Source organism: Psychrobacter piscatorii, assembly GCF_904846415.1.
Lineage (GTDB): Bacteria > Pseudomonadota > Gammaproteobacteria > Pseudomonadales > Moraxellaceae > Psychrobacter > Psychrobacter piscatorii.
Genome location: NZ_CAJHAR010000001.1, coordinates 119,827 through 135,768, shown reverse-complemented (window position 1 = coordinate 135,768; position 15,942 = coordinate 119,827). Strand labels below are relative to the sequence as shown.

Sequence of the window (15,942 nt, the reverse complement as noted above, 5' to 3'; positions counted from 1 at the left end):
AACTCGAAGGTTCGTTATCTGTGCTTATGATACCAGTAAATCTTATGACGTCCTAAGGCCTTTATAAAATGAAAGCAATAAAAAAGCCCTTTCTCATAAAGGGCTTTTTATCAAATACAAATCAGATATGTACTACATCGCTGGTAATGGTGGCGGTGTAGAAGTAGTCGTTTTAATGTCATTTTTTGACAAGTTAACTTCGTTATGCTGATAGACTCTTGGTGGACGCGGTTCTTCACCTGCTAGAATATCTTGCAGTTGGTCACGGTCAATGGTTTCCCAATTCATGAGCGCTTCTACCATTGCATGCATTTTATCTTGATTGGCTTCAATCAATTCGCGAGCGATATCGTACTGCTCTTCTAGCATACGGCGCACTTCTTCATCGACCTTTTGCTGCGTGGCTTCTGAAATCGTACGGCCACCGCCGCCAAAGTATCCTTGCGAGCTGTCATCATCTTCATACACCATGATACCTAGTGCATCAGACATACCGTACTTTGTGACCATTGCGCGTGCCATTTTGGTTGCACGTTCAAAGTCGTTTGAGGCACCCGTTGACATCTGATTGATAAAGACCTCTTCAGCGATACGGCCACCAAACAAAATCGCAATGTCGCTTAACATCTTAGATTTATACATGCTGGTTTGATCATGCTCAGGCAGCTGCCATGTCACACCAAGGGCAAAACCACGAGGCATAATAGTGACCTTATGCACAGGATCGGTACCTGGCAGTAGCTCAGCTACTAACGCATGACCCGCTTCATGATACGCAGTCGCACGGCGCTCTTCTTCGCGTATCACCATTGATTTACGCTCAGGACCCATGTATAACTTATCTTTTGCATCTTCAAAGTCATTCATGTCGACACTGGTCTTGTTACGACGCGCGGCAAACAAGGCTGCTTCATTTACAAGGTTGGCAAGCTGTGCACCACTGAATCCTGGCGTACCACGAGCAAGAGAACCTGCATCGACACTGATGGTGTTTGGCAACTTTCTCAAATGTACTTTCAAGATTTGCTCACGACCTTTGATATCTGGCAAGCCCACTTGAACCTGACGGTCAAAACGACCTGGACGCAGTAGCGCTTTATCAAGCACGTCAGCACGGTTGGTTGCGGCAATAACGATAACACCTTCATTGCCTTCAAAACCATCCATTTCAACCAATAATTGGTTCAATGTCTGCTCGCGCTCGTCGTTACCGCCGCCCATACCAGAGCCACGATGACGACCGACTGCATCAATCTCATCAATAAAGATAATACAAGGGGCGCTTTTCTTTGCTTGTTCAAACATGTCGCGTACACGTGATGCACCAACACCAACAAACATCTCAACAAAGTCAGAACCTGAAATTGAGAAGAACGGTACTTTAGCTTCACCAGCAATGGCTCTTGCTAGCAATGTCTTACCCGTACCCGGTGGACCTACCATCAAGATACCACGAGGAATCGTTGCACCAAGTTTGGTAAATTTATCTGGATCACGTAAGAACTCGACCACTTCAACGACTTCTTCTTTGGCTTCTTCACAACCTGCCACATCTTCGAAGTTCACCTTGATTTGGTCTTCCGTCAGCATCTTCGCTTTTGACTTACCAAAGCTCATTGGGCCGCCGCCTTTACCGCCTGCGCCGCCCTGCATATTACGCATAAAGAATAAAAACAGACCAATAATCAGTAAAATTGGGAAACTGGCTATCAGTAGTTGCATCAATACGCTTTGGCGCTTTGGTGCGGTCCCTTGGACTTCGACTTGGTTCTCACGTAGCATTGGCATCAACTGGTCATCTGACACAGCTGGTCTAATGGTCTCAAAAGATGAGCCATTTTTCTTTTCGCCGGTGATCTGTTCGCCGTCGATTTCGACGCTGGCTACTTGGTTTTCTGACACAGCGGTCACAAACTCAGAGTAGTTAAGGTTATCTGGCTCAGATGATTGATCAAAGCCGCTAAACACCAGCACCAAAACGCCGATTACCACCAGCCACAATAAGGTATTTTTTACCATGTCGCTCACTAGTTATTCCCATCCCTTACTTATTGGTGTGTTTACTAAACACGTGACGTCTATAAACGTATTGCTCATTTTTGATAAACTTCCTAATATCAAAAAAACTTCACTTAGACTTGTATGATCTATAAATAGCATAAAGGCTGTTTTTACAAGTAATAAATACAATATAAGTGCAAACTTATCATCATTGAGCTGATAAAACGCTTATTATCAGACGACTTTGCCTAAAACGTATGCTAAAAACAAAGGTAATATACCATGATATGTGGTGCTAACCCGTATAATTCAAGCAGCTTTCACGATTATTCAGTTAACGATTGTAGCGATTTTCACACTATGATAATAATAGTTTATGGTGATTCATTATCTCGCTTACAATAGCAGCAACTCATTGATGTTAAAACTATTTAATCGCTACCCAAAACATCTCTTTTGAGCGCGGACGTGACGCACCTGGTTTTATACTACGAATCTTACTAAAATCCTGCTGCATCTGCTTGCGTAATTCTTGTGTGCCTTCACCTTGAAACACTTTCATAATAAGTGCGCCACCTTTTGGTAAGGTTGATAAAGCAAAGTCCACTGCCAGCTCGCATAAGTACATCATACGCGGCTGATCAATAGCGCTATTTCCCGCCGTATTGGGTGCCATATCAGACAATACCACGTCGACTTGCCTATCGCCTACTTCTGCCATAATCGCGTCAAAAACTTCAGCTTCACGAAAATCACCCTGAATAAAGGTAACATCAGGCAAGGTATCCATCGCCAGAATATCAGAAGCAATCAAGATACCGTCGTCACCAACCAACTGTCCCGCTACTTGAGACCAACTGCCAGGCGCACTACCCAAGTCTACAACCGTCATGCCTTTTTTAATCAGGTTAGTTTTTTCATTAATCTCTAATAATTTATAAGCGGCACGAGCACGGTAGCCATCTTTTTGAGCTTTTTGTACATAGTGATCGTCAATGTGCTCTTTCATCCAAGCACTGCTGCTCTTTGATAGTTTTTTGTTTTCGATACGCGTGGCCAAAATACCTGCTCCTATTGCTTTAATAAATCTAGCTGCTTTAATTGCGCTATCACTTACAAACTGATACTAATCCGTTGCGGATTATTCTAAATACGGTGTTAATCAGATTTTTTATTCATGGTTGGTCACAAACTGACCAAATTCTATTGGTTAAATAACTGTTTTATAAGGCAGTAGCGTTTATAATGTACCAAACATTCAGTTTAACATTTTCGTCACGTAAAATCGTGCAAAATCCTGCTGATCTCATGCAAGATGGTCACAGATTATCTATAATGATCAATAACTGTTTTTGACAGTACCATTTTTATTTTTACCAACACCTAGGAATTCTATGCAACTCGACAACGCTACCATCAAACGTCTAAAAGGCATCGGCCATGAGCTAAAGCCTATCGTTATGATCGGCAACAAGGGTATTACCCCAACCATTACCGAAGAGATTGATCGCGCGCTAACAGATCATGAGCTTATCAAAGTAAAACTACCTGCTGGCACAAAAGAAGAGCGTGACATCGTTGGCGCCGAACTTGCTAAAGCGGCTAATGCGTCTTTGGTTCATTCTATTGGACGTATGGCATTATTGCTACGTCAAAACCCAAATGCCAACCCTAAACTGTCTAACCTAGCACGTCACGCGCAATAATATGTGCTGACAAGCTCTGTTTGAGTAACAGTATGCCGCATCAGCTTAAATAATGACGGTAACTATAAAAGCCGCGATGCATCTTGCTCGCGGCTTTTATGTTGTCTGCTGGTTTTGGATTTACTTAGACTGTAATATTAGTTCCGTTAGAGGGTATAGCGCTGCTTATTATTAATTTTTTGTGATTACAATCGGGTTTGATAAATAATGAACCAATTTTTTAATCTTATTATAGCCACCGAGACGATAGAAAGTGACGCACAGCAACTGGATGTGACGGTAGAAGAGTTACAGCGTATTTGTGTCAAGGTGAACGCCAAGATCGTTCGACAGCCAGTATTACAATTACAGTTGACCTATCAGATCACTTTACCCAGCCAAATGTTAGCCAATCAATTGGCTTGGCCGACTTGGCAGCAAGCCCGAGTAGGATTTGCTGATTATCTGTGGGAAGAGACTTGCCTTGAATGCTTTTTTTCCGGTGACACTCTAAGTGATAAGGCTGCTACTGAGATTCAAGACGCTGAACCTTACATTGAGATTAATGCTAACCCTGATGGCCGCTATGCACTCTATAAGTTTAAAAGCTATCGTCAACCTGCCACATTACCACCAACACCTTTATACGAAGCTGATGGACATACACGTGCCTCTATTGAGTGGACGGATAATATAAATACACAGGACATAATACAGAACCCGTTATTTGCACCAGCAGCGTATTCGCTTCATTACTATGAGCGAGGTTTTAACGTTCCTCTAGTCGAACTTCCTAATCAAAAATACGCCATTGCAAATACGATTATTGAGCAGATACATCCTTGTGTTATTTTACAGCTCGGTGAGACTACTTTATATTTTGCCTCAAACCACGCCTCCCCCCCTGATTTCCATAATCGCGACTATTGGCCAAAATTTGTGCTTTGATTTGCTTCTATGAGCTGCGCTTATTTAGATACGGCTATTCTTAGATATCATTATTTAAAGCACAAAAAAAACCCAGCAATGTCATAAAGAGCATTACTGAGTTTGGAGAAAACTTTTAATTCGTTTAACTGATACTTATTTATCAGCCATCGCAAGGTAGATACCACGGTCTGATGCATCATCAACATACTGCGAGTCACGCCATGTCGTATAGCTGTAGTTACCACTATATGGGCTAATGCTGTTTTGACGGAAATCAGATACCCAGTCATTGCCATCAAAAATTTGGATATGACCGTGTGGACGGCTTGATGTGCGGTTATAGACAACGACGTCACCAACTTGAGGTTCCATATCGTTACTGATTTTGGTAAAGCCTGCTTGGGCTAGTGTGCCACGAGAGGCATATTGATAAGCTGAAGGATTAGGCGTAAATTCGTAGCCTGCTGACTGTAGCGCTTTACGTACATAGCGAGCACAGTAGCCAGAACTTCTAGATAGTGCGACTCGTGATGCGTTTGCTGCAGCAATAGCAGGGGCAGAGTTGCGGTCAGGTACACGGCTTGCTTGCTGTTGACGCTGCTCATATGATAAACGGCTAGTGAGTGACGCAAGCTGATATTCTTTCTGCTTAGCATGAGCGCTTAGATTGTCAATGGCTTGACTGATCTCATCGTTGCTATATACATGAGCACCACTGTTAGTGCTGTAGATGTTGCGACTAGAACCATAGTTCGCAGAAGTAGAAATATTTGTGATGGTATGACTCAAGGTATTATTTGGTTGAAAGGTTGTTTCGGCAGCACCACTCGTCTGTGCGATACCCATTCCCAATACTGACAAAATTAATAAAGCTTGTTTCATAAATTTACTACCTATTGTTAATACAAGTCTGCTCGTCATCCGTGACGAAACATCAATTAATTTAGAAGATATAATCATTAAACAAACATGATAAAATCTTTATCACAACAGCTCGTTCTTTTATAGTGACTAACACCAGTATCATCGCCCGTTTAGTCAACTACCTCATAAAATTTTGCTATATATCGCTTTTAGCATGTCTATTCTACATATCGAGTTTGTCACCTAATAGATGAGTCATCACGATGTCAAAAAAACAGCCTAATCGGCTTGCCCAGCTTATAGATCATCAAGCGTTTGCTGGTAGTGCGCTACCTCAAACTCTTGCTAATAACATGCGTCTATATATAGAAGCGACCAATGAGGTAAAAGAGCTGCTGGTAGACTGTCTACCTGAGGAAATCCTCAATACCTGTTGGGTCGTAGGCTTAACCTCTGAGCAGTTAATACTCAGTGTAGGTTCAATGACAGCGGCCAATCATATTCGCTATTTACAAAACGCGTATCTGCAAGTATTAACAGAGCAGTCAATTACATTTAAACAACTCAAGCAAATTCGCGTTGTAGTAGCTAAAACATCTGCTAATAATTATTCATCTAAACAATCATCAGCGTTATCAGCAACCTTGTCCAAACCTTGTAAAGCCAATGAAAATCAGGCTCTTAGCCAAAACACAAAACGGACTATATCACAGGCTGCAGAGCATGTCACCACTGATGAAAATCTAAAAAAAGCCCTCCTACGCCTAGCAAATCACTAAAAATACAGATATTACAATGTAAAGTTATGTAAACAAAACCATGAAATAAGATTGGTAACGCTGCCTTTTTGTAATGTCCTAAACAAAAAAAATCATCTATTGGTGCCATTCGATTTATGAATAGAACCAATAGATGATTTGGAAATCACCTACAGCTTTTACGCACTCTGCCTTGGAATAAAATTCACGAAATGCTATAGACTTTATATTCAAAATATTGCATATTATATAAATGTAATTATAGCGTTGCTATGTAATATTGCGTAAATGTTTCGATACTTCGTGTATATTCCTGTATTTATCCTTCAACTGCTAAACCATTTAGCGGTGAATATTCGATTGGGCATGTTACATTGTCATCAAAAGTTACAATTTCAAAGTTATTTTCATCAGAGAGTATTTCACGCACTAACAAATTATTTAATGCATGACCAGATTTGTAGGCATTAAAACGACCGACGATAGGATAACCAATCAGATATAAATCTCCGAGCGCATCTAAAATTTTATGGCGAACAAATTCATCATTAAAGCGTAGACCTTCTTCATTAAGAATATTGGCATCATCAATGACGATGGCATTTTCCATACTACCGCCCAAGGCCAGATTATTCTGACGCAATTGTTCTATGTCACGCAAAAAGCCAAAAGTACGTGCTTCGCTTAGCTGCTCAATAAAGTTTTGGGTGGAGAATTGCAACTGAGCATGTTGAAAGTTTTTGTCGATGGCAGGGTGATCAAAGTCAATCTCAAAGTTCAATTCAAACCCGTCATAAGGGCGTAGCTCTGCCCATTTATCATCTACTTTGACTCGTACTGGTCGTACAATCTTAATGAATTTCTTTAAAGCATCTTGCTCACAGAATCCTGCATCAAGTAGCAAAGCAACAAAAGGAGCGGCACTACCATCCATAATCGGTATTTCTGAAGCAGAAACACGAATCAATAGGTTATCTACCCCAAGCCCAGCAATCGCACTTAGCAAATGCTCAACTGTACCTACACGCGTACCACCAAATACTAAGTTTGATGACATCATCGTGTCTTGCACCAAAAAAGCACTTGCTGGAATAGGCTCGCTGCCTACAATATCAGAGCGCTCGAAAACAATACCAGTATCAACCGGCTGTGGATGAAACTCCAAGTCAACAGGTTGACCACTATGGAGACCAGTACCTGTAACGGCTATCGCTGTCTTTATGGTTCTTTGGTTCATGGCTGTCTTCTCACATATTTTGTTACAATTGACATAGTGTACCACTACCTTCCCCATATTCGCTACAAATAAAAAGCGTTAATTTCCTTATCTCTTTGATTGATAACACTTATCGTCATTGTCTCACCATATGTTTTCACAGTTTTATGCTCTATTGAACGCTTTGAAACACTAGATTCTGGACATATTTTTTCGATCAGAAACATTTTGCGATACTCCTGATTTTATAATTCTCCTTTTATAGGCCAGTCTTTTCTACGTAGACACAAAAAAGCCAGCGTTTGAGCGCTGGCTTTTTTTAACTTAATACTAAACAACTATTTGTTCTGTTGACGCTTCAGATAGTCTTGAATGCTATTGGTTTTGGTTTTGGTCTGCTCTTGAGGCGCGCTTGGGCGTGCAACATTAACGTTATCTTGATGCAGTTGAGCTTGTGATTTCTTCTGACTATTTAATGCACTGGTATGTACATTAGGATCGACAGGTTGTGTACTATTCACAGAAGGAACAGGTTGCTCAACCACTTCTGGCTCTTGGCCTGCGTTTTCATCTAAGGTCAGACCCGTTGCAATAACTGTCACATGCAAGTCATCACCCATTTTTTCATCGATTACAGAACCGTAGAAAATATGAGCATCGTCGATATCAGTAATTTCTTCAACGATAATGCTGATTTTGCTCATCTCATCAAGTGATAATGACTCAGAAGAAATCACGTTGACCAATAGACCTTTTGCATTTTCTAGACGTAAATCATCAAGTAGTGGCGATCTGATGGCTTTTTCGGTGGCTTGACGCGCACGATCATCACCGCTTGCACGGCCGATACCCATCATTGCATGACCTTTAGCCGTCATTGCTGTACGAATATCGTTAAAGTCAATATTGATCATACCTTCGCTAGCGATCGTCTCTGCAATACCTTGAACCGCATGTAGCAAAACATCGTCCGCTTTTTTGAAAGCGTCTTGCATAGAGATATTGCCGTATACGCTCATCAACTTATCATTTGGAATTGTGATAATTGAATCAACGAAATTGGTCAACTGCTCGATACCTGCTTTCGCAGCTTTGATACGTTTGCCACCTTCAAATTTAAATGGTGTGGTCACAACAGCAACCGTCAATACTTCCATTTCTTTGGCAATACGTGCAACCACTGGCGCTGCGCCTGTACCTGTACCGCCACCCATACCAGCAGTGATAAATACCATATCTGAGTGTTCAAGCAATGCACGGATAGCTTCTTCTTCGCTTTCTGCTGCTTCACGACCAACTTCTGGATTTGCACCTGCACCTAGACCACGGTTCGTTTTTGCACCAAGTTGTAGTTTGTGCGGTGCAGTCAGACGATCTAGCGCTTGCTTATCTGTATTAGCACAGACGAACGTTACACCTCTAATCCCTTGTTGTACCATATGTTCAACCGCATTACCGCCGCCGCCGCCAACACCGAATACAGTGAAGCTCGCTTGGCCGTTATTTTGAAGCTGGTTATCATCTGGCATGGTGTATTTTGACATAAAAAAGATTCTCCAGTTGCAGATAGCGTGTAGGTCGATACGTAGTAACGCACTCATATGGCGCGCTATCGACATACTATATATAAATGTATTTAAATAAAACAGGGCTATGGATCAAATAGTTCAGCGCGGACCATAATATGTCATCATCGCTTAAGGTATTACTGTTACTGCTTAGCGCATTGCTTTCAATATGACTTCAATTTTTGCTTACTTTATTTAAGAGCATCTTACAAAAGTGTTTATGCTCTACATGTTTGGTCAGTAGGTCTATAGTATTTTTTTCAACACATCAGCAAAACGTTTGCCTGCGCTTTGAAAGACCCCTGTGACTCGATTTTTTTGAATCGTATCAGGTTCACTTTTTTCACTACGGCGAAACTGCTCGCTTTGACTATATAAGAGTGTGCCAAAAGCTGTCTGGTAAGCCCGGTCATTGACCTGACTATTAAGCTGTTTAAATGACTCGTCGTTATCAAAATGATTGTAAGCACTAATAGCAGGATGTGTATTGGTCAATACTACTGGCATTTTGAGCAACCGTTTAGCAAACGGTATCATACCTTTAATTGTACTACCGCCGCCTGTCAGCACGATACCTTTGTCAATGTAGCCTATCAAACCTGCTTCATGCAGTTGACGAGCGACTTCAGTGAATATCTGCACATAACGCGCTTCAATGATGCGTGCTAAATTATAAATACCAATGTTGATTTCATCGCTCGATCCTTGCGGTTTAAACAAAAAGAATGAGCTTGGATCAACACTATTGGCGTCAGCGGTACCATGAGACTTTTTCAGTTTCTCAGCTTCAATCATCGATATACCAAAATCAGCTGAGATATCCATTGTCACTTCATGGCTGCCAGTAGCTATGCAGTGCGTAAAAATCAATTTGTTTTCTTTGTAGACGCAGATACTGGTCGTACTAGCACCGATATCTACCAAGCAAACCCCTTGCTGACGCTCTTCAGTCATCAGACTATATTCAGCACTGGTCACTGCATCAAACACGATATGGTCAATACCGACATCGCAGCTTTGTAATAGTTTTTGAATATTTTGGCGGCTAACGACAGGCATCATCATCATGTGGTACATCACAGTGATATTATGTGCCATCATCTCAATCACATCGTCGACCATGAAGTCCTGATCATCAACATAGATACCTTGCTGGCAGCAATGCATGAGATAGTAATCGGATGGCAGATCTCGCGACTTAGCATTAGACAAGGCCTGTACCATATCTTTGGCACGTACGAACTCGTCCTCAACCCTCACTTCTCCAGCACTATTTTTACTAGATAGCTCAGGTGTTGCGAGCGTCAACCACACGCTATGCACGCGGCAATTGGCAGTATCTTCTGCTTCTTGGATGGCTTGCTTGATAGCACCTTGTAGGCGTTCACGATGCTTGATTTGGCCTTGATAAAAATCGCTATTTTTAACTTGCCCTACGCCTAAGATACGAATGTCTTTTGCAGAGACAACATTGCCAATTACGACATACACTGCCGTGGCACTTAGATGGACAACAACCAAATTTTCGTTATATTTCATGGTACCAGACAAATTATTACTAAATAGGAGCGCAAATAACGCCATCCTATTGAATCATTAAAAAAAGCGCTGTTAATACGCTATGATGTTGTACATATCTTATTCATTTTGGGCAAACAGTTTGGGCTCAAGTAATCACTCATCAGTATTGCTTTAATTATTTGGGCTCATCAACTGGCGGCGCTGACATATCCCAAGCAATCGTAAAACCGTTCTTGTAGCGTAAGTCTACAGACTGCATCTCATCTCGGCGTCCGCTTAACTGATTACCAAGTAACTGGCTTAGATTCAGTAATTTTTGTGCGGTGTTCTCATTATCGACGATAACGCGCAAGCCATTATCAAAACGAATAAGCCAAGTCATTCTTGGTGACAAAATAATGTCTTCAACCTGCATATCAAGTGGCGCATACCAATCATTGACTTGCTGCATTTGCTGCATAATGACTGGCGCTTGAGCCATTTCACCTTGCAGAGTAGCAAAGCGCTCTTGCGTCAAGTCACTACTATCAGCAGGAACGAACACAGATCCTTTTGCATCAACCAAGCGCTCTGTCCCAAAATTAGCGACTGCTTGCTTAGGTAAGGCGGTAACCACAATGCCGCGTTGCCAGTCTCGAGAGATACTCACTTGATCAACCCATGCAAGGCTTGTCGTAATATCTCTTAATGCTTGCAAATCAGAAGTAAAAAAACTGCTGACTTTTTGCTGGTCCATCACTGTCTGTAATGAGTTATATTGAGCGGTAGAGAGCCCTTGACTACTGACATGAATCTCAGCAGGCGGTGCATCACGTAACGCTTTACCACCCATTATCAATATTAGTACCAATAAACCTAATACCAATATCATAAAAAGATATCGGGCCGAGGTCGGTAATTGGAGTTTAGATGCTGGGCGACCGGCTTTATCACTCATCAAGTCAGTTACCTCGTTGACAGTTTGAGCCATAACGACCTTTGTCCCTATATTTGCATAAAACTGATCATGCTAATTATTGATATAAACCTGCAAGTTTTTGCAGAAGCTTATTAAGGCAATATATTATCAAAGACTGTCAATAAAAAGACTGATAGTCAGCGATTATTCTTATTTAAACGTAACATTTTTCTTAGGTTATGAATAACTTATAAGTTATCCCTACAAAAAACGTAAATATTACTAAAACAAAGCTATTCTTACAATATTAACGTATTTTATAGGCAAACAATAGCGTAACGCTTGCTAGCAGCCTTGAATTTACACAAGTTTACATGAAGCTGTGTTATAGCAGCTCTAGTGACACATTAACGGCTTTTTTGGCTAAAATCGCCATGCTACAAAAGTGATAAAGCTAAGCAATGATAAATCTCTATATAATTTATCATTGCCCATGTTTTAACGTAGCTCATTTACTCAAAGTGATTGTCATCAGACTCATTGTTAAAAAGTCGTGATAAATATGATGAGCGCCACATTAAAAAATTAGACTGTCTGCGATAATATGTGCCAGCACAATGTGTCAAAATCCATGCCTCGAGCTTTGGCTGCCATCGGCACCAAACTATGGCTGGTCATACCGGGCACGGTATTGATCTCAAGCAACCAAAAATTCCCTGCTTCATCTTGCATGGCATCGATACGTCCCCACCCTTTGGCATCTACTGCACGGAATGCCGCAAGACTTAAATCTTGCAGATGCTTCTCATCAGCAGCGCTCAATCCGCAAGGAATATAGTAGCTGGTATCGTTACGATTGTACTTGGCTTCAAAGTCATAGAAGTTTGTGATATCAGCAGGCTCAAGTCGAATGACAGGATAAGCTTCGTCATCGATAATCACAATCGTAAACTCACGACCTGTGATCCAGCGCTCAGCCATCACGGCATCACCACACTGTACTGCTGTGGCATAGGCAGCAGGTAACTCATCAAGATGGTTGACCTTGGTCATACCAATACTTGAACCTTCATGAACTGGCTTGATGATAAGTGGCAGTCCTAGCATATTGACTACTTGTTGCCAGTCGGTATCAGCCGTCAATAATGAAAATGGTGCCGTTGATAATCCACAACCTTGCCATAGTTGTTTGGTACGCACTTTGTCCATACCTAATGCTGATGCCAAAATGCCAGAGCCCGTTTGCGGTATATCAAACCACTGTAATACACCTTGCAATAGACCGTCTTCGCCGCCGCGACCGTGCAAGACATTAAACACGCGATCGTACTCACGCAATTCTGTGATGTCTTGATGCTTAGGGTCAAAATGAGTGGCGTCGACACCTTGGTTTTGCAGTGCTTGCAATACAGCAGCACCGCTATCCAAAGACACACTGCGCTCATTACTGCTACCACCATAGATCACAGCGACTTTACCAAACTGAGCGGCATCTTTTACATGACCAGTCATCGTACTGATAGAGTTTTCATTCTCTTTTTCATTTGGTGAAATACTCGCGTCGCTTTGTCCTGCTTGTGCAGCCGCCGCTAATGCTGGTTCTGGATTGGTAATGGCTGACTTATCTTCGGTATCATCGATAGCGAGGTTCTGAGTACTCATGTTTTCTTTATTATTAGTCGTCATGAAGATAGTTCCTAAATTTTAGCTTACTTGATGTAAAGATTATTGGCAGCCAAATCAATAGCGATCTGCCCCACATTACCCGCGCCTTGCGTGATAAGCATGTCATTGGCTTTTAATAAACGCTGCATCACAGGGGCAAGATTGTCTTTGTCAATAATCGTCGGTTCAACTTCACCGCGCAGACGGATACTACGTGCTAATGACTTGGTATCAGCGCCTATAATCGGGCTTTCACCTGCTGAATATACATCCAATAGTAGCAGCTCATCAACACTTGATAGCACTTCGACAAAATCGTCATAGCAATCACGGGTACGGCTATAACGATGCGGTTGAAACAACATCACCAAGCGGCGATCAGGAAAACTTTGGCGAGCGGCTTTGATGGTTGCGTCAACTTCTTTTGGATGATGACCATAATCATCAATCAATAGGACATTGCCATCATCCATATCGACCGAGGCATGCTGCTCAAATCGGCGGCCTACCCCTTCAAATTTCTGCAAGGCACGCTCAATCGCGGCATCATCGACACCTTCATCCGTTGCCATGGTGATAGCAGCCAGTGCGTTGTAGACATTGTGTGTACCAGGAATGTTTAATGTCAGGCGCAATGGTTCACGGTCACGGCGCAATACAGTAAAGTGAGTCTTGGTACCTTCTGTCACCAAATCGACAGCTTGTACGTCATTAAAGGGCTCAAGGCCAAAGGTCAACACTGGACGACCAATATCATCAATCATTGCATACAGCTCAGGGTCATCACCGCATACCACGGCCAAACCATAAAACGGCATATTGTGTAAAAACTGAATGTACGCGGCTTTTAATTTATCAAAGCTATTGCCATAGGTTTCCATGTGATCTTGATCGATATTGGTCACAATTGCTGCCATTGGGCGCAGTGATAAAAAAGACGCATCGGACTCATCCGCTTCTGCTACCAAGAAACGGCTGTTGCCTAGTGCTGCATTTTTACCTGAGGCATTTAGCTTACCACCAATCACATAGGTAGGATCTAGCTGTCCTTCTGCCATCATAGTGGTGAGCAAACTGGTCGTCGTCGTTTTACCATGTGCGCCAGCAACGGCAATGCCATGGCGATAACGCATCAACTCGCCAAGCATATCGGCGCGGCGTACGACTGGCAGGCGAGCTTCAAGCGCGGCTTTGACCTCAGGATTGCTACGATCAATCGCTGATGACACGACGATCACGTCAGCGTTGGCAATATTTTTGGAATCATGACCAATCGATATCTTGATGCCAATCTGCTGTAGACGCTTCGTCACCAAGCTTTCTGCAATGTCAGAACCACTGACTTGATAGCCTTGATTGTTCATTACCTCAGCGATGCCGCACATGCCTGAGCCACCAATACCAATAAAATGCAAATGCTGAATACGGCGCATTTCTGGTATTTCAATCAAACGCTTAGGAAGGGCTTTGGCAGAGGTAGACATAAAATTTTCTCTTTATTAAGGGATAATAAAAATTAAAGGACAGTAAATATGATTAATAAAAAAAGACAAGTAGCAAAAATTTAGACTATAAGGCTTGCCAAATAATATCAGCCACTTGTTTACTCGCACTGCGATTGGCAAGCGCATGACCTTTTTGGGCCATCTCAAGGCATTTCTCTCGATTGAGTACGCTAAGCTCATCACTTAAACGTTGGGCCGTTAGCTCTGACTGTGGCAATAAAACCGCAGCAGCATGTGAGGTCAATGTGCGCGCATTGGCGGTTTGATGGTCATCAACCGCATGTGGTAGCGGTACAAAGATAGCAGCAATACCGACATTCTGGATTTCAGTCACTGTCAATGCACCAGCGCGGCAAACGATAATATCTGCCCAGTTGTAGGCCGCCGCCATATCATCGATAAAGGGCTGCACTCTGAATTGATGCTTGCTTAAATCTTGCTCGCTATAAGCCGCCTGAGTGGCTGCTTCGTTATTGCGTCCGCATTGATGGAGGACTTCAAAGGGCTGGTCTAGCAAAGCCAGTGCTTTTGGCACGGTATCATTTAATACCTGAGCACCAAGCGAACCACCCACGACCAGCAGTTTAAGCGGTGAGCTATCATTGACGTCATAACGCACCTTTGGCTCTGAGACACCAGTGATGGCGTTACGCACAGGATTGCCAACTGTTTCAAGCTTGGCATCTTGCTCACTATTGGCAAAGGTGTTCTCGAATGCTTGTAATACTTTGGTAGATAGCTTAGACAGATAACGATTGCTCATGCCAGCAATGGCATTTTGTTCATGGATAATTAGCGGTGTATTGGTCAGACGTGCAGCAAGTCCGCCAGGCGCACTCACATAGCCACCAAAACCAACGACCACGTCAATCTGATTGCTGCGAATCACTTTCACCGCAGCCATCGTCGCTGACAATAACGTTACTGGCAGCTTAACTAAACGGCCCACGCCTTTACCGCGCAGCCCCTGCATATTGATGGCATGAAAAGGATAACCCGTCGGTTCAACCAAACCGTTTTCCATACCATTTGGCGTTCCAAGCCAATGAATAACCGCACCGCGATCGGTCAGCTCGTCGCTCACTGCAAGCGCGGGAAAAACATGCCCGCCCGTCCCAGCTGCCATCATCAATATGTGCGGTGTTTTCATGAATATCTGCCTATCTTTACTTTACTTATATGAAGGATTTGTCCTACTACTATGATGCCATTTACTAAAAAAATGACACGGTAAAAGCCCGCATAGTATAGAGGAAATCATTGTCTTATATACAGTACTTTATGCAGTAGAAATAACAAAAAAACCAAGCCATGAGCTGGCACGACTTGGC

13 protein-coding genes are annotated in these 15,942 nt (G+C 42.5%); 3 read left to right on the top strand and 10 right to left on the bottom strand.

All coding sequences use genetic code 11. The annotated features are described in order from the left end of the window. Positions 1-132: 132 nt before the first annotated feature. Positions 133-2,028 carry an ATP-dependent zinc metalloprotease FtsH gene (ftsH, locus tag JMX83_RS00610; protein WP_201598060.1) on the bottom strand — a complete coding sequence of 632 codons (1,896 nt, stop codon included), beginning with the start codon at positions 2,026-2,028 and terminating at the stop codon, positions 133-135. 400 nt (positions 2,029-2,428) lie between these two features. After that, positions 2,429-3,061, bottom strand: a complete 633-nt coding sequence (locus JMX83_RS00605; RefSeq protein ID WP_201598051.1) for an RlmE family RNA methyltransferase — start codon at positions 3,059-3,061, stop codon at positions 2,429-2,431. Positions 3,062-3,395: 334 nt separating this feature from the next. Between JMX83_RS00605 and JMX83_RS00600 the strand changes: the two genes are divergently transcribed. Both JMX83_RS00600 and JMX83_RS00595 read left to right on the top strand, forming a co-directional pair. Continuing rightward, entirely contained in the window at positions 3,396-3,707 is a 312-nt protein-coding gene (locus tag JMX83_RS00600) for a YhbY family RNA-binding protein (protein ID WP_058024582.1), read from the top strand. A gap of 207 nt (positions 3,708-3,914) precedes the next feature. Then, positions 3,915-4,634, top strand: a complete 720-nt coding sequence (locus JMX83_RS00595) for a DOMON domain-containing protein (protein ID WP_201598049.1) — start codon at positions 3,915-3,917, stop codon at positions 4,632-4,634. Positions 4,635-4,769: 135 nt separating this feature from the next. On the opposite strand, the gene JMX83_RS00590 is transcribed toward JMX83_RS00595, so the two are convergent. Continuing rightward, the gene (locus JMX83_RS00590; RefSeq protein WP_201598047.1) at positions 4,770-5,498 is read right to left on the bottom strand and encodes a CHAP domain-containing protein; all 729 of its coding nucleotides are present in this window, start codon (positions 5,496-5,498) and stop codon (positions 4,770-4,772) included. 245 nt (positions 5,499-5,743) lie between these two features. On the opposite strand from JMX83_RS00590, the gene JMX83_RS00585 reads away from it, so the two are divergent. After that, a complete protein-coding gene (locus JMX83_RS00585) occupies positions 5,744-6,259 on the top strand; it encodes a hypothetical protein (RefSeq protein ID WP_201598044.1) in 516 nt (171 codons plus the stop codon). Between the two features lie 298 nt (positions 6,260-6,557). Here JMX83_RS00585 and lpxC read toward each other — a convergent pair whose 3' ends face one another. The 7 genes from lpxC to murG form a co-directional block, all read right to left on the bottom strand. Further along, positions 6,558-7,475 (bottom strand): UDP-3-O-acyl-N-acetylglucosamine deacetylase, encoded by a 918-nt coding sequence (lpxC, locus tag JMX83_RS00580; protein ID WP_201598041.1) that lies wholly within the window; start codon positions 7,473-7,475, stop codon positions 6,558-6,560. Between the two features lie 317 nt (positions 7,476-7,792). Further along, complete coding sequence (gene ftsZ, locus JMX83_RS00575; protein ID WP_201598038.1) at positions 7,793-8,998, bottom strand: cell division protein FtsZ; 1,206 nt, start codon at positions 8,996-8,998, stop codon at positions 7,793-7,795. 270 nt (positions 8,999-9,268) lie between these two features. Next, positions 9,269-10,606: a cell division protein FtsA gene (gene ftsA, locus JMX83_RS00570; protein ID WP_227675649.1), complete on the bottom strand. Its 1,338-nt coding sequence runs from the start codon at positions 10,604-10,606 to the stop codon at positions 9,269-9,271. A gap of 112 nt (positions 10,607-10,718) precedes the next feature. Then, entirely contained in the window at positions 10,719-11,513 is a 795-nt protein-coding gene (locus tag JMX83_RS00565) for a cell division protein FtsQ/DivIB (RefSeq protein ID WP_201598036.1), read from the bottom strand. A 513-nt stretch (positions 11,514-12,026) separates the two neighbouring features. Continuing rightward, positions 12,027-13,127: a D-alanine--D-alanine ligase gene (locus JMX83_RS00560; RefSeq protein WP_406947607.1), complete on the bottom strand. Its 1,101-nt coding sequence runs from the start codon at positions 13,125-13,127 to the stop codon at positions 12,027-12,029. A gap of 23 nt (positions 13,128-13,150) precedes the next feature. Next, complete coding sequence (gene murC, locus JMX83_RS00555; protein WP_201598032.1) at positions 13,151-14,590, bottom strand: UDP-N-acetylmuramate--L-alanine ligase; 1,440 nt, start codon at positions 14,588-14,590, stop codon at positions 13,151-13,153. A gap of 85 nt (positions 14,591-14,675) precedes the next feature. After that, on the bottom strand, positions 14,676-15,761 hold the full coding sequence (gene murG / locus JMX83_RS00550) for an undecaprenyldiphospho-muramoylpentapeptide beta-N-acetylglucosaminyltransferase (RefSeq protein WP_201598030.1): 1,086 nt from the start codon (positions 15,759-15,761) through the stop codon (positions 14,676-14,678). Positions 15,762-15,942 lie beyond the last annotated feature (181 nt).

Coding starts and splice junctions, on each gene's coding strand:
- JMX83_RS00565 (WP_201598036.1), bottom strand. CDS start 11,513: ATGGCTCAAACTGTCAACGAGGTAACTGACTTGATGAGTGATAAAGCC.
- JMX83_RS00600 (WP_058024582.1), top strand. CDS start 3,396: ATGCAACTCGACAACGCTACCATCAAACGTCTAAAAGGCATCGGCCAT.
- JMX83_RS00595 (WP_201598049.1), top strand. CDS start 3,915: ATGAACCAATTTTTTAATCTTATTATAGCCACCGAGACGATAGAAAGT.
- JMX83_RS00585 (WP_201598044.1), top strand. CDS start 5,744: ATGTCAAAAAAACAGCCTAATCGGCTTGCCCAGCTTATAGATCATCAA.
- JMX83_RS00560 (WP_406947607.1), bottom strand. CDS start 13,127: ATGACGACTAATAATAAAGAAAACATGAGTACTCAGAACCTCGCTATC.
- ftsZ (WP_201598038.1), bottom strand. CDS start 8,998: ATGTCAAAATACACCATGCCAGATGATAACCAGCTTCAAAATAACGGC.
- murC (WP_201598032.1), bottom strand. CDS start 14,590: ATGTCTACCTCTGCCAAAGCCCTTCCTAAGCGTTTGATTGAAATACCA.
- JMX83_RS00590 (WP_201598047.1), bottom strand. CDS start 5,498: ATGAAACAAGCTTTATTAATTTTGTCAGTATTGGGAATGGGTATCGCA.
- murG (WP_201598030.1), bottom strand. CDS start 15,761: ATGAAAACACCGCACATATTGATGATGGCAGCTGGGACGGGCGGGCAT.
- ftsA (WP_227675649.1), bottom strand. CDS start 10,606: ATGGCGTTATTTGCGCTCCTATTTAGTAATAATTTGTCTGGTACCATG.
- lpxC (WP_201598041.1), bottom strand. CDS start 7,475: ATGAACCAAAGAACCATAAAGACAGCGATAGCCGTTACAGGTACTGGT.